Here is a 14,185-nt window from a genome sequence, read left to right on the forward strand (position 1 = left end):
AAAAGACATTATTATTGATAAGCCAAACTAATTTAAACTTTAATTTAATTATAAATCCATAACAGTATAGGACAATGTTGCTTTTTTTATCATAATCATAGATATGTTCTATAATTCCTCTACTAGTTACTCAAATTTCAATCATTATTTAATTAATTTTCTAATCTGTTCTTTACTTTGTTCAGAAATGGGAAATCCCAATTTTGTTATTTCATTTGTAAGCAATTTGATAAAATTTCTAGTGCCAAACCCAATAAATTTATCTCTACGCAAAATAAGGTTAACTTCCCTACTTATATTAGGATTTACTATAGGAATAGCTGATAAATCATTATCTACAGTAATATCAAGTAAAGTTTTCGATACAATCGTCACTCCAAATTCACTTCTAACAAGTTCGAATAACGATTCGATACTAGAGGTCTCAATAATTGGATACAAATTTATTTTTCGTGATATACATGTATAATTCAATAACTTTCTACATTCATGACTGTCTGGGAGCAAGATTAATGGTAATTTATTCAATTCTGAGAATTGTATTTCTTTCTCATTAACTAATGAATGGTTATTTGATACCACTAAAAATAGCTCTTCTGTGTATAATCGTATTTTTACAAATTTTTCATCTTCGAATACGTACTCGGAAGAATCAATTGTAACAGCAAAATTAACCTGATTCTGGTTTATTAATTCTAGTATTTCATCTGAACTTATAATTTTTACTGTTACCTCTGGATAATTTTTATGAAAATCTAATAGTAAGGTGGAAACTAAGTCTGTTAATTCGCCAGGTAAAGTGGCAATTGCAATTTTCCCTCCTTTTATCTCCTTTAATTCGCTGATTTGTTCTTTTACATTATCTAATGCATTAAAAATATTTTTACATTCGTTGGCTAAAATAGATCCAACATCAGTTATGGCTATTTTCTTTCCTAATCGGTCAAATAATGGCATACCTATTTCGTCTTCAAGAACTTTAATTTGATGACTTAATGTAGGTTGTGTAATACCCAACTTATCAGCTGCTTTTGTAAAATGAAGTTCTTTACAAAGTGTCATGAAATACTCTAACTGTCTTAATTCCATATAAAAATAATCTCCTATTTTTAAGTCCAATATTAATTGACTTAATTTATTTTTTTAAAAAAATATATTTCTTTGCATATCTTTACTCATATTATAAGAAATCCTTAATTTTTTAACCTTATAATAGCTTTATACTCTCCCTTTACCATTGCCTAAATGCTCTATTCCTTCATTTATGAAAAAACGTAATTTTCTCTAATTAAATTTATTAGAGAAAATTACGTTTTTGTTACTCAAGATTCAATAAAGTTTTATTTAGTGAGCCATATTTAATGTCTTATAGCCTTTCCTCTACAAAGATTTCTCTAAATAATTTGTTTATAAAGTTTCGTTTGCTATATAAATGATTTATTTTACTTTTTGTTATGGTGAACGTAGTTTAAATGTTAATTGTATGAATGTATATTATAAAAAGAGCATACGGTCTTATAAAATATCCAGCTATTCATTTGATATTACTTTTTAGTTTAAAGATTTCTATATGTTTAACAATAAGTACCCTTATTCTTCAATTTCTAAAGGGATGTTGTAACTATAAGTTTGACTAGAGCTTCTGATTTGAAATCCTTCAAAGAAATCAATAGTTAAATTGTCATCAAGAAAAGCTAACGAAGCTTTGTTTATATAAAATGATTTCCAGTTTGTCTGAATTTCTTCGAAACTTACATCTGATTTAATTAATTGTATTCTTACAACCCCATCCAATGGACGTCCACATCCTCCCATTTCATATTGTAGAAATCGAAAATGGTTAGGATATTTAGTCTCTAAACTTTTGAAATGTTCAATAGCAGCTTCTGTAACAGTAATATTAATTTCCATATTATTTTCCCGCCTTTTCTATCTTGGATTGAAAGTAGAATAATTTAGAAATTCCCAATTATAAGATTTATAACAAGATGCCTCAAGTACTTCAATTATTTGAAATTGTACTAAACGTTGAGCACCAGTGAACTTTGAGAGAATATCTTTGTCAATGTTCCAAATGATACTTGCTTCTCCTGTGATTTGTAATGTATCCCCATTATTAAAATCAAAAAACAGTAACCCAACATTGGGATTTTGAACAATATTTCCTAAGGTATTGAACAGCATGTTTCCTGAGTAATCCGGAAACACAATTGTTTTTTCATTAATGACATGAACAAATCCTGGCATCCCACCCCTATGAGAAGTATCCATCTTTCCCTCAGAACTTGAACTTGCAATAATAAAAGTATCGGATTCGCTAATCCAATTCTGTTGCTTTTTATTTAAAGTGTTGCGCGGATGAAATTTCTTATTTACAATTCCATCAACAGCTTTATAATTGAATCTTCTCGCCTGTATATATTTAGGGCAATTACCGAATACCTGTTCAATTTTGATTTCAAAGTTTCCATCTTGATAAACCATCGAAACCTTACCATTTATTCTTACTCTTATTCTGGAAGCAAAATCAATTACTATAATTCCTACTTCTCTGTTTTTTGAAATATTTGAAAATAAAGGGTCACCTTCAATTATTTTTGTATTAATTTTGACTATGTCGGGTTCGATAGCTTGTATGATACCAGGATTTCCTGCTAAAAATGAACTCCAAACCCTCCCCCTTTGATCCATAGAAGACATCGCCAATGAATTCTGTCCATTTAAAAAATTCATAAACTTTTTTGGCATTCTCGGTTGAATCATTGTACTTGCAGAGTTTGCGATTTTTTGTACACCTAGTATATTGTGTACAGTACGCTCTCCAGAATGAAAAACTTCCATTTATCATTCCTCCAATATACTTTCGAATAGTGAACTAGCTAAAATATATTCATATACTTAGATGAAATTAAAAACATTAGCTTCCTCAAATAACGAAAAGCAAACATTGATAATATAATCCTTTGTCATAAACAAGCTTTCGTTAGTTTTTGTTATTAAACATAGAATAATGAAAGCTATTTATTAAAAATAACTTCATTTTACACTAGTCCTATTTTGCAAAAGCATAATGGAGCCAAATGATTACTTTTAAGTTCTAAGCTAAATATATACAGGTATCCACACGTTTAAAAACAAGATTTACAAGATACTTCATATACCCCTTCTCATGAAATTTTTATCTATCAAAGATACTTCATCATTTGGTATTGCTATCTTGTAGAGCAACTTCATCTTAACTCTCAGTTATTAATTAATCAATCCTATCATTTCTATGATTAAGATAGATGTCATCTATTACAAAGGGCAAAAAATATTTGTATTAGGAGCAAATTTAGGAGGAACCCAAGGCTTTTAAATAAAAAGTAGATATCTGAGTTAGTTTATAGATGATTTATTGAAATCTCAATCATAGATATCGTCTATTGAAATGATAGAAATTATAGCATTGATGAATAATAGATACTTTATATAATTTAGTTAAGCTCATGAGCTAGCAGTAAAATTGGACAATATCAATTATTTAGAGGAGGCAATTTGTATGCATAAAACAGTTGCAGGTATCGTAATTCCGGATAGTAAAATAGCAGTTGAGGCGCAAGAAATACTTCGTGAGTATGGTAATGATTTACTTTGGAATCATTCAAATCGTGTTTATTTATTTGGTGCTCTTCAAGGTAAAAAAGCTGGTCTTAAGTACGACGAAGAGCTATTATATGTTAGCGCCCTATTCCATGATCTTGGGCTTACAAAGAAATTTAGTAGTCCAGATAACCGTTTTGAAGTAGATGGTGCAAATGCTGCACGGAGTTTTCTTCAACAACATGGTATGGACGATGAATCAATTAGATTGGTTTGGGATGCGATTGCACTTCACACAACGATTGGAATTACTGAATATAAAGAACCTCAAGTTTCATTAATTTATTCTGGAGTAGGATATGATGTTATGGGAGATGGATATGACGAAATTTCAGACGATCTTCGTGAACAAGTTGTATCTGCTTTCCCTCGGGATAATTTCAAGCAAAAAATCCTTCCTGCTTTCCTTGAAGGGTTCGCTCATAAACCTGAAACTACTTTTGGAAACATTAAAGCAGATGTTTGTTCTCTTCTTCTTCCGGGCTTTAAACGCAAAAATTTCTGTGATTGCGTTTTACACTCACCTTGGAAGGAATAGTTATTAAACTTTTTACTAGTGGAAACTGTAGAATTATAAAGAACAGACGAAAAAGATCACTTCATTTGCTGAAGTGGTCTTTTTCAATATATCCTTATCATGATTGTTCTTATTGTTAAACAAATAATTAGTAAGGTGAGTTGGTCTTCCATCTGGTTGTTACTATATGGGCAATTCAAAAATGCTTAAATGTAAAATATTTAATGAATATAAAAGGAGTCAAAATTCGTAAGTAGTGCATAAAAACTTGCATATTTTAGGCTCTTTTTTTATTTCCTTATTACGTTAAAGCGCCCGATTGTAGAAGATCAGTGCAAAGCCTTGTTGAACAAATGCTTCCGTTAGCTTATAAAGTACCATTCACCACGGTTAATATATAAATTTGAAGAGCCGATAAGAGAAATGCATTGCTATTTGCATTTCTCTTAATATTTTTATGTAGGCTTCTACTCAGATTCTTATTCGGGATTAACGGTAACAATCATACCTCTTTTACAATGCCATTTTAATTCTATTTCCACACAATCCTTTCAGCATTTCGTAAGGCTGAATGTCTCTTATCTAGGCATTGATTCAAAACTATCTCTCGCCTTTCATAATATTATCTTGTGAAATTAATCATACAAAAAGCTTTTTCTATTGCTAGAACCAGAAGTAAAATATTTTAAAATGATGATTAAAGGATAGAAATTTTTCTACGGATATGACTAAAAAACATTCCAAAATAAAAGTTTGGTAAATTACAAAGCCACCTAAATCGTTGTATTACCAACGTTCTAGGTGGTACTCTTTATTTTATTTTTTTATTTTATCAAATAAACTTAAAGCCTATTGAATAAGGATTCCATTTATTTCAATGTGAACGCTCCAGATTACCTATTTTGCATAATAGCCCTTGTTATAAAATGATCACCCTTAGCGCTCGAGAATTTTAAATTTAACGGAACCTTATCGAATAGGATTTTCAAAGTTCCAGTTAGTATAAATTGCTGCTGCAGTAACTGGATCTTCGGATGTATCTTCCGTAAAACCACCTATTTGATTACCCACTCTAAATGTAGGCTCAAATAACTGTTCTTCTTTAGGTGGTGCTGTTGGACCATCTATCCCCAATTCTGTTTTATCTGTGACTACTACTTTCATTCCGTTATCCAACGTAAAGCTCATTCCATCTTTTCCAACCTTTGTTATAACTCCTTCGATATTAAGCACGGCTTTTGTAGCAGAACCTGAATTGTCCACCACAATTCTTTCCGTCAAATCTAGTGCTGCATCGTTTTTTATATTTGTTAAAGCAACTACAGCAACTACAGCAACTACAGCACAAGCTACAAAACTTCCAACCATAAATCTTATATTTTTCATATAGACCCTCTTTTCTTTTTTTTCATATTCCATCATCTCTTTTTGCATTTTACTCTTAAATTCTTCGGAAGCATGAATCTGCTTCATCACGTTCTTATAAGCACTCATCACACTTATTCCCTTCTTCTAAAATAATTTTTAGCTTCATTCGTACCCTTCTAAGCTTTGAGCCTACCGTGTTTATTTTCATCTCTAATAGGTCGGCAATTTCTGCAGTCGTGTATCCTTCGTAATAATGTAAATAAACAATGGCCCTCTCTTTTTGATCCAGCTCAAAAATTTCAGGGAGAACACTCTGTTCCTCCTTTGCGATAAAGGTCATCTCTTCTGTTATCGGTACCGTCTTCTTGACACGGGAAGACTTAAAGTAATCGTTGCATTTATTAAAAGTCACTTTGATGAGCCAAGCCTTTAAATGTGCTTCATTATCAAAGGGTTTTTTCTGTCTCATGAGAGTCATATAGACCTCTTGAACAATATCCTCAGCCTCAGACATATTTTTTGTCTGCTGCACAGCGATTCGTATTAAGGTGTCGCTATAAGTTTGAACAATCTCATGAACACGTAAGCCGGCGAACGTTTTCATACCCAACCTCCTTCACTTTATAATACGATTCATTTTCGTTCATTCGTGCAACAGAAAAATTTTTTCCCAGAATTGAAATAGATTTGTTGTTCATTTATGACAAACATTAATAGAAAAAAGAGTGCGAACTCATCAGTAATAGATGAATCCTCACTCCTTTAAAAGTGAAGTGTTTTCTGTATTTTAAATTGTTCATTATTTCTCACTTCTACTTTTTACAAAACCATGTTTTTTTGCTCCCCATGAAACCACTAAGGCAATGATTACAATAATGAATAATGTCCATGGTATAGAATGGGCTCCTATCATATCAAGAAGAATCCCTCCAACTATCCCTCCACCTGCAATTGCAAGATTCCAAAATGTAGCACTGATAGGAATGGCAATGTCCACCGCTGCCTCTCCGGCTGCGTGAGCAATTGCTGTTTGAAGCAGAGTTCCTGCTCCACCAAATGATAGTCCCCACAAACCAACTGATAAGAAAACAACCATGATATTAGTGCTGTTAATTACTAATAAAAGAGAGGCTACAGCAAATACAATTAGACTGACTAGGACCATTAGTCGAAGCCATCGGTCAATTAATGCTCCTACTATCCATATACCTACTAGAGATGACAAACCAAAAACAAGTAATACGATCTCAACATAATTCTTTAGCCCAACGCTAGCAAAATAAGGGGCTACATAAGTGTAAAGAATATTGTGTGCCAACATCCAAGCCAAAATAACAAACAGAATCGGTATGACACCAGGCGTGCCAAATAATTCGCCTACCGAAGTACGTTTTCCAGATGCCTGACCAGGGAAATCTGGGACTTTCCAAAGAATCCATCCAATTAACACAAGTGATTAAATCGACATAATTCCAAATACTAAACGCCATCCCATTAATGCACCTAGGAATGTACCAGCAGGAACACCGATTGATAAAGCTATGGGAGTACCCGCCAAAGCTACAGCCATTGCACGTCCTTTAAATTGTTCAGGCACCATGCGCATAGCATATCCTGCTATCATGCCCCATACTACACCAGCAGCGATTCCAGCGAAAAAGCGAGACACAAGTGTTAAGACAAAATTTGTGGATAATGCCGTAACCCTATTAAAAATTAAAAAGATAAGAATCGCTAAAAGTAAAAGCGGATGGCGTCTCCATCCCTGTGTGGCTAACGCAACTGGAACGGCGGCGACTAAAGAACCGACACCATATAAAGTAACTAGCTGACCAGTTAGCGATTCAGAAATATTTAATCCTGCTTTAATTTGCGGCAGCAAACCTGCAGGAAGAGTTTCTGTCATGATTGCAATAAATCCTGCCATTGTTAAGGCTAGTAACCCTAACCATGGGAATGAATGTGAAGAAGTTTTTGACATCTCATCTCTCCTTTATTATGTTATTTAAATTAGTTGAATGGAAAATAATAATTGAACCATGGCCTTATTTCATTCAAATAATTTAGCAGGTTTTGTAATCATTAACCGCTTTTACTTGAGGGTCAATACGCCCATCTGTTTCCCCGCATACCCGCATAGACAATATGTCCAGCGCTTGAAAGTGTTCGAGCGGTAAGGGCACCAAATTCACTTGAAGCTCCTGTTATAACTATGACTTTTATTTTTTCACTGCTAATTTTTTTACCATGGCTTGTCCAATACCGCCAGAACCGCCTGTAACAAGTGCAACTCTCAAATCATGTGTTTCAATTAATTTTTTTGTCATGACATTTCCCCCTTTTTTATTAAGTAGTTGAGTGAAGTTACAATTATTAATATTTGTAACTTAACGACACGATTTATTATTATACACCGATGAGTTACAAAGTCAATATTTTGTAACTGAGTGAGTATCCTGTATAATGGAACTTAGAAAAACTAGGGGGTTCCACAATGGCAATACTTACAAAAGAAAAGATTTTTTCTGTTGCAGAAGACATTATAATGAGAAAGAGTGTACAAAAAACCACTCTTTCTGATATTGCAAAAGAACTTGGGGTTACACATGCTGCATTTTATAAACATTACAAAAATAAAGAGGACCTAATGCAGCAACTTGCACTTAGGTGGTTAAACATTACTTCTAAGGAATTATTAGAATGGGAAGCTCCTAAAGATGTAAGTTCTGCTGTTGCACTTCACGATTGGCTTTGGCTTCTGGCTACTACGAAGAAAAAGCTTTATCATGATGATAAACGTATGTTTCGGTTATATACGGATTATTTAGAAGGTACTCAAATCCTCGTTAATGACCACTTAAAACTATTAGCGCAAAAAGCAGAATCCATTAGTGGATTAAAAGAATCTGGCCCTGCTATTATTACAGCATTTATATATTTCCATAATCCATACTTTGCAGACCGTTGGGATAATGAGCTTTATAAGGAGGATTTTGAAAATGTATGGAAGCTAATTGCAAACAAACTGCCCTAAGTTAAGATGGCCCTTATTCTAAATGAGTGCAGTATAGTACTGGACTCAACAGGATTTTCAGGTCCAAATTGAGATTCTTTAAATAATAGGGATGCATTATTATTCTTGTTTTCTCAACCTAAGAATCAGAATTATTTGAATGTCGTTTAGGTGTTAGCAATTTATGTTTTTTGACAACAGATTCCATTAATTTACTCTCAAGATTTTCTCTAATTAAGATTTAAAAATGTAGCTATAAATTCAAAAAAGATGTTTTAAAAAACGCCATTAACAAATGAATTATCTTAATGGCGTTTTTTGATGTATACACTAAAGTTTTATATTTTTATTTTGCTGAATAATATTAAAGAGGGGTTACGAGTATTTATATAATTGTACTTATTAACAATTTCATATATAAAAATGACACGACACGGACCGATTGTTAAAAAATACTAATGGCATTTGTACAACTAAACTGCCTCATTCGTATTATATGGTGACCAGATATTTCTGGTTGACCATTTTTCATATGGTCTTATTATTACAGCCAGGGTAGAACGTAACTGCCCGTGGGGCTTCGACCTCGTCAGCTAAACGGTTCGCCCCCTACTTGTAGAAACATGTTTAAGACTTGTTGGGACTTAGATCTCGTATAACAAGCGAAGCTGTGACACTGCATGGAGGAATTAGGAGTACTGGCAAATTACTAGTTTAGGAGGAGGATTTAGATGCTCTTTGCGGAAGAAAAAATGCGTGATGATTTACGTAGTAAAAAACTTTCATGGTTAAACGAAGAGCTTAATCGTGTCCTACCCAAACAAATACGTGAAGATACCCGGAAATATTTTTCATAGATTAGCTTCTAAAAAAAAACAAACCTCTCATGAAATTCCCTAATTAAAAGGAATTAAAGAGTGGGGTTTTACCTTCTAATCATCAAATTGATTCAGAAAATGCCACTGCTTAATATCTATTGTTAAAAAATATGTCTAGCATGCCAATAATTACTGAAATTAATAATGCATCCTATACCGCTAGTAACACGGCATAATCATAGTATTATCTTAGTGATTTTATTGCTAGTAACGCTTATTTCGGTATTTGGTTCTGTTACTACACAGAACAGTTTTCCCCCTCTTCTAGAAAAGTAATACAGATAAAAAAGACTAAAACAAAAAAGCCATCTACTTTAGGTTGGTTGGCTTGCAAGTATTAATTGTATTGAAAATCAACTGTGTAGATAAAATAAAGTTGTAATGATGCATAGGATGAAAAAACAAGAATAATAAAGCATCCCTATTATTTAAAGAATCTCAATTTGGACCTGAAAATCCTGTTGAGTCCAGTACTATACTGCACTCATTTAGAATAAGGACCATCTTAACTTACTCTTTTTGTAAGTATTGCCATTGTGGAATCCCCTAGTTTTTCTATGTTTCATTATACAGGATACTCACCTAGTTACAAAATATTTACTTTGTAACTTATCGGTGTATAATAATGACGCGGGGAAGTAACAAATATTAATAATTGTAACTTTTCTCGACTACTTTATAACAAAGGGGAAATATCATGACAAAAAAATTAATTGAAACACATGATTTGAGAGTTGCACTTGTTACCGGCGGTTCTGGCGGTATTGGACAAGCCATAGTAAAAAAATTAGCCGAAAATGGATTTGCTGTTGCTGTGCATTATTCTGGCAATAAGCTTAGAGCAGAAACTATAGTGGATGAGATTGTACAGCAAGGCGGAAAAGCAATTAGTATAGGTGGAGATGTTGCAGATGAAAAAGTTATGCATGAAGCTTTCGATATAGTTGAAGAAAAATTTGGTGGTATTGATGTCGTAATTAATACAGCAGGTATCATGTTACTCAGCCCTATCGCAGAGATGAACTTAGCTGATTTAGATAAAATGCACCGCACAAATATTCGAGGAACTTTTGTCATATCCCAACAAGCGGCACGACGTGTTCGCAAAGGTGGTTCAATTATCAATTTTTCTACTTCTGTTACTCGTACACAATTTCCAACATATGGTGCTTACGTTGCAAGTAAAGCTGCGGTTGAATCAATGACAATGATATTGGCTCGCGAATTGCGTGGTAAAGATATCACTGTTAATGCCGTGGCTCCAGGTCCAACTGCAACACCATTATTTTTAGATGGAAAAGATGAACAAACAATCGATAAACTTTCTAAAGCAGCACCACTTGAACGTCTAGGTACACCAGAAGACATTGCCGACACAGTAACATATTTAGCAACTTCAGGACGTTGGATTAATGGACAGGTAATATTTTCAAATGGCGGTCTTGCATAGTTGGATTAGGAGGAATGGATAATGAATAGTGAACAAAAAGTCATAGTGATAACAGGAGCTTCAAGTGGATTTGGTGCTCTTACCGCTCGAACACTTTCAAGAGCTGGACATATTGTCTATGCGGGTATGCGGGAAACAGATGGGCGTAATGCTCCTCAAGTAAAAGCGGTGAACGATTATGCGTCCGATCATATGGTAAATATTAAAGCGATTGAAATGGATGTGAATTCACAGGATTCTGTTGATTCAGCAGTTAGAGAAATTTTAGCAGAACATAATCATATTGATGTCTTGATCCATAATGCCGGACATATGGTCGTTGGTCCAGCAGAGGCGTTTACTCCCGAACAACTAGCGGAAATGTACAATATAAATGTTTTATCGACTCAACGTGTTAATCGTTCTGTGCTTCCTAACATGCGGAAACGTGGAGATGGCTTGATTATTTGGGTGTCTAGCTCAAGTGTAAAAGGTGGAACACCACCTTACTTAGCGCCTTATTTTGCTGCAAAGGCTGGTATGGACTCATTAGCAGTATCTTATGCGGCTGAACTGGCCCGTTTTGGAATAGAAACTTCAATCGTAGTACCAGGTTCATTTACTAGTGGAACGAATCATTTTCTTAACGCTGGTCAGCCACATGACAAACATGTACAAGAGGAATATGATGATAAGTACACTGGTTTAATAGAACAAATAAGTGAAAAGCTCGCTGCTATTTCCCCAGAGGACGCTGATGTATCCATGGTATCTGATGAAATTGCACGTATTGTTTCACTACCAAAAGGTGAAAGACCATATCGAGTACACATTGATCCAGCGGATGATGGCTCAGAAGAGGTCTCGATAGTTGCTGATCGAATTCGAACAGAATTCCTCACTAGAGTAGGCTTAGATGATCTACTAACTCCAAAAACAGGAAAATAAACTGATGATTGAGAATAAAATTGAAGTCTTGATTTTTCCCTTCTTGCATATTAACTAAAGTTAGTACACATCACTGGTTTGAAACAGAATTTCCTTCTTTAGAAGAGACTATTAAATTAGAAAGGTGTTTTAGATTATGCTTAATGAAGTAGCAGGTATTAAAATTCCGGATTCTATATTAGCAAGGGAAGCACAAGATATTTTAAGAGAACACGGAAATGATTTATTATGGAACCATTCAAATCGCTCATTTCTATTTGGTGCCATTACGGGAAAAAAGGCAAATAAGAAATTTGATTTAGAGTTACTATATATCAGTGCATTATTCCATGATTTAGGGTTAACAAAGGAGTATAGTAGTCCAGATTTACGATTTGAAGTAGATGGTGCAAATGCTGCAAGAAGCTTTTTGCAACATTATCAAGTTCCAGATGAGTCGATTCGTCTTGTCTGGGATGCAGTGGCATTGCATACAACAACTGGTATAGCAGAACATAAAGAACCTGAAGTATCATTACTGAACTCAGGTGTATCTTTAGATGTTGTAGGGAAAAGTTTTGAACATTTTCCAGCTGACTTGAGAGAAGAAATTGTAAAAGCATTCCCACGTAATAATTTCAACCAAGATATGATTTCAGCATTCTATGAAGGTTTTAAGCACAAACCAGAAACTACCTATGGTAATATGAATGCTGATGTCGTTAAATTCTTTGAACCGAACTATAAACAAAAAAATTTCTGTGAATGTATATTACATTCACCTTGGAAAAATTAATCAAACAATAAAACATAATTGTTTGATCTAGGTTTATACTTCCAGTTTGTATCCAAGGGAAATATTAAAGGAATTCATCTATATGTACCCTTCCTAATAAGGTACTAAAATAAAAATATAATGAATTATAGTAATAAACACTTTGTTTAGTTTGTCTTGCTTTTGACATAAAAGCAAGACAAACTAACAGTTAGTGAAGTAATAAGACAAATAATTTTTTAGAATGACGAGTATGTTTTGAGCTTTTAGTTGGTATGATCCCATATAGAATAAATAAAAAAAGCCCTCCTTAGGAGAGCAAAAGTTCAAGCTGGCCGCTATTGCTAATGTTATAGCTTTGTCCTTTTTATTGTATCGGTAAGAGCGGTATTAACTTTCATAAATGTGTATGCTAGGCGGTTAATGTATAGGACAAAAAAAGTTGGAAACAAGGACTAAATATTCCGACTGTTGCCTTGGAATAAAGTATGATTAAATTAACTAAAATGTCGATAATAGCCCCAATACTATGTGCAAAAGCAATTATGTTTGAATCTAATCGCATTCCAGGTGTTTGGGCGTTATAATAATTATAATGGATAAAAAAATACACGTCAGTTGATATTTTTCTTTGTATTCATTAATTAAGTTAATATGTGGTCTTAACAGAGCAATAAGAGATTCAACTTCACTATCCATATTTTCTTCATAATGTAACTTCATTTCTGTTTCCATGCTCCATACCGTTTCAAACCGCTTACTTTGTCTTGATCCACGAAAAAAATAATCCCCAAAATTTAAAAAGCAATCTAGAAAACAATTAAATCCTGTTCTCTAGATTGCTTTTCATTTTTATTGTTTCGTCAATAGAGCCAAACACCGCTGCTATTAAACACATAAACTTTACCATTGATAGTCACAGTACCTGTCAGCATGGCACCGCTCGAATTTAAATAATACCATTTTCCTTCTAATTGAATCCAACCCGTGTTCATCTCGCCACTATTCTGCATGTGATACCAAGTGTTGCCTACTTTGGTCCAGCCAATTTGCATCGCACCAGAATGATTCAAGTAATACCATTTTCCGCCTTGTTGAATCCAACCTACATTCATCTCGCCATTATTCTGCATGTGATACCAAGTGTTGCCCACTTTGCTCCAGCCAATTTGCATTGCACCAGCGGGATTCAAGTAATACCATTTTCCGCCTTGTTGAATCCAACCTACATTCATCTCGCCATTATTCTGCATGTGATACCAAGTGTTGCCTACTTTAGTCCAACCAATTTGCATGGCACCAGAAGGATTCAAGTAATACCATTTTCCCTCTAATTGAATCCAACCCGTGTTCATCTCGCCACTATTCTGCATGTGATACCAAGTGTTGCCTACTTTAGTCCAACCTATAGTTTTTGTTCCGTTTTTATCGTAATAGTACCATTTTCCATTTTCCATTTTCCAACCTTCAGGTATTGTAACCTTCGTTCCAATTCGAACTATTTCATTTATTGGAGACTTCGTGACTTCTTCTGATTTTACTTCACGGTTAACTTCTTCACCATTAATGTAGGTTACTTCATATTTGATTACCTTCTGACCAACTTCACCCACTTGGTCAATCACTGTTACCCCTT

At 33.9% G+C, this 14,185-nt stretch carries 12 protein-coding genes and 2 pseudogenes; 6 read left to right on the plus strand and 8 right to left on the minus strand.

Going from position 1 to position 14,185, the window contains the following annotated elements; translation table 11 throughout:
- Window positions 1-144: 144 nt before the first annotated feature.
- From ACIQXV_RS24570 to ACIQXV_RS24580, 3 genes are all read right to left on the minus strand, one after another.
- Window positions 145-1,089 carry a LysR family transcriptional regulator gene (locus tag ACIQXV_RS24570; protein WP_402963315.1) on the minus strand — a complete coding sequence of 315 codons (945 nt, stop codon included), beginning with the start codon at window positions 1,087-1,089 and terminating at the stop codon, window positions 145-147.
- 501 nt (window positions 1,090-1,590) lie between these two features.
- Window positions 1,591-1,911, minus strand: coding sequence for an iron-sulfur cluster biosynthesis family protein (locus ACIQXV_RS24575; protein WP_402963318.1), 321 nt, complete (start codon window positions 1,909-1,911; stop codon window positions 1,591-1,593).
- Window positions 1,912-1,929: 18 nt separating this feature from the next.
- Complete coding sequence (locus ACIQXV_RS24580; RefSeq protein ID WP_402963321.1) at window positions 1,930-2,841, minus strand: pyridoxamine 5'-phosphate oxidase family protein; 912 nt, start codon at window positions 2,839-2,841, stop codon at window positions 1,930-1,932.
- Window positions 2,842-3,541: 700 nt separating this feature from the next.
- On the opposite strand from ACIQXV_RS24580, the gene ACIQXV_RS24585 reads away from it, so the two are divergent.
- Window positions 3,542-4,180, plus strand: a complete 639-nt coding sequence (locus ACIQXV_RS24585; RefSeq protein ID WP_402963324.1) for an HD domain-containing protein — start codon at window positions 3,542-3,544, stop codon at window positions 4,178-4,180.
- Between the two features lie 948 nt (window positions 4,181-5,128).
- Here ACIQXV_RS24585 and ACIQXV_RS24590 read toward each other — a convergent pair.
- The 3 genes and pseudogenes from ACIQXV_RS24590 to ACIQXV_RS24600 all read right to left on the minus strand — a co-directional run bounded on the left by ACIQXV_RS24590 (window position 5,129) and on the right by ACIQXV_RS24600 (window position 7,508).
- The gene (locus ACIQXV_RS24590) at window positions 5,129-5,653 is read right to left on the minus strand and encodes a hypothetical protein (RefSeq protein ID WP_402963608.1); all 525 of its coding nucleotides are present in this window, start codon (window positions 5,651-5,653) and stop codon (window positions 5,129-5,131) included.
- On the minus strand, window positions 5,640-6,131 hold the full coding sequence (locus tag ACIQXV_RS24595; RefSeq protein WP_402963327.1) for an RNA polymerase sigma factor: 492 nt from the start codon (window positions 6,129-6,131) through the stop codon (window positions 5,640-5,642). Before ACIQXV_RS24595 ends, ACIQXV_RS24590 begins: the two co-directional genes overlap by 14 nt.
- Before the next feature lie 195 nt (window positions 6,132-6,326).
- Window positions 6,327-7,508, minus strand: a pseudogene (locus ACIQXV_RS24600) (MFS transporter).
- A 513-nt stretch (window positions 7,509-8,021) separates the two neighbouring features.
- On the opposite strand from ACIQXV_RS24600, the gene ACIQXV_RS24605 reads away from it, so the two are divergent.
- From ACIQXV_RS24605 to ACIQXV_RS24625, 5 genes are all read left to right on the plus strand, one after another.
- Window positions 8,022-8,561 (plus strand): TetR/AcrR family transcriptional regulator, encoded by a 540-nt coding sequence (locus tag ACIQXV_RS24605; protein ID WP_402963330.1) that lies wholly within the window; start codon window positions 8,022-8,024, stop codon window positions 8,559-8,561.
- A 710-nt stretch (window positions 8,562-9,271) separates the two neighbouring features.
- On the plus strand, window positions 9,272-9,397 hold the full coding sequence (locus ACIQXV_RS24610) for a hypothetical protein (protein WP_402963333.1): 126 nt from the start codon (window positions 9,272-9,274) through the stop codon (window positions 9,395-9,397).
- A 718-nt stretch (window positions 9,398-10,115) separates the two neighbouring features.
- Entirely contained in the window at window positions 10,116-10,868 is a 753-nt protein-coding gene (locus ACIQXV_RS24615; protein ID WP_402963336.1) for an SDR family oxidoreductase, read from the plus strand.
- 21 nt (window positions 10,869-10,889) lie between these two features.
- The gene (locus tag ACIQXV_RS24620; RefSeq protein WP_402963339.1) at window positions 10,890-11,795 is read left to right on the plus strand and encodes an SDR family oxidoreductase; all 906 of its coding nucleotides are present in this window, start codon (window positions 10,890-10,892) and stop codon (window positions 11,793-11,795) included.
- Between the two features lie 136 nt (window positions 11,796-11,931).
- Window positions 11,932-12,570: an HD domain-containing protein gene (locus ACIQXV_RS24625; RefSeq protein WP_402963342.1), complete on the plus strand. Its 639-nt coding sequence runs from the start codon at window positions 11,932-11,934 to the stop codon at window positions 12,568-12,570.
- Window positions 12,571-13,104: 534 nt separating this feature from the next.
- Here ACIQXV_RS24625 and ACIQXV_RS24630 read toward each other — a convergent pair.
- Window positions 13,105-13,311: pseudogene (locus tag ACIQXV_RS24630) on the minus strand (DUF4279 domain-containing protein); the annotation flags it as partial.
- A 101-nt stretch (window positions 13,312-13,412) separates the two neighbouring features.
- Window positions 13,413-14,185, minus strand: a 773-nt coding sequence (locus tag ACIQXV_RS24635; RefSeq protein ID WP_402963345.1) for a G5 domain-containing protein, incomplete at its 5' end; no start/stop codon positions are given.

It is taken from the genome of Neobacillus sp. NPDC097160 (assembly GCF_044762155.1).
Lineage (GTDB): Bacteria > Bacillota > Bacilli > Bacillales > Cytobacillaceae > Neobacillus.

Excerpts from the sequence above, each read along its gene's own strand:
- ACIQXV_RS24595 (WP_402963327.1), bottom strand. The coding sequence starts at position 6,131 with ATGAAAACGTTCGCCGGCTTACGTGTTCATGAGATTGTTCAAACTTAT.
- ACIQXV_RS24575 (WP_402963318.1), bottom strand. The coding sequence starts at position 1,911 with ATGGAAATTAATATTACTGTTACAGAAGCTGCTATTGAACATTTCAAA.
- ACIQXV_RS24585 (WP_402963324.1), top strand. The coding sequence starts at position 3,542 with ATGCATAAAACAGTTGCAGGTATCGTAATTCCGGATAGTAAAATAGCA.
- ACIQXV_RS24570 (WP_402963315.1), bottom strand. The coding sequence starts at position 1,089 with ATGGAATTAAGACAGTTAGAGTATTTCATGACACTTTGTAAAGAACTT.
- ACIQXV_RS24615 (WP_402963336.1), top strand. The coding sequence starts at position 10,116 with ATGACAAAAAAATTAATTGAAACACATGATTTGAGAGTTGCACTTGTT.
- ACIQXV_RS24625 (WP_402963342.1), top strand. The coding sequence starts at position 11,932 with ATGCTTAATGAAGTAGCAGGTATTAAAATTCCGGATTCTATATTAGCA.
- ACIQXV_RS24610 (WP_402963333.1), top strand. The coding sequence starts at position 9,272 with ATGCTCTTTGCGGAAGAAAAAATGCGTGATGATTTACGTAGTAAAAAA.
- ACIQXV_RS24620 (WP_402963339.1), top strand. The coding sequence starts at position 10,890 with ATGAATAGTGAACAAAAAGTCATAGTGATAACAGGAGCTTCAAGTGGA.
- ACIQXV_RS24580 (WP_402963321.1), bottom strand. The coding sequence starts at position 2,841 with ATGGAAGTTTTTCATTCTGGAGAGCGTACTGTACACAATATACTAGGT.
- ACIQXV_RS24605 (WP_402963330.1), top strand. The coding sequence starts at position 8,022 with ATGGCAATACTTACAAAAGAAAAGATTTTTTCTGTTGCAGAAGACATT.
- ACIQXV_RS24590 (WP_402963608.1), bottom strand. The coding sequence starts at position 5,653 with ATGAGTGCTTATAAGAACGTGATGAAGCAGATTCATGCTTCCGAAGAA.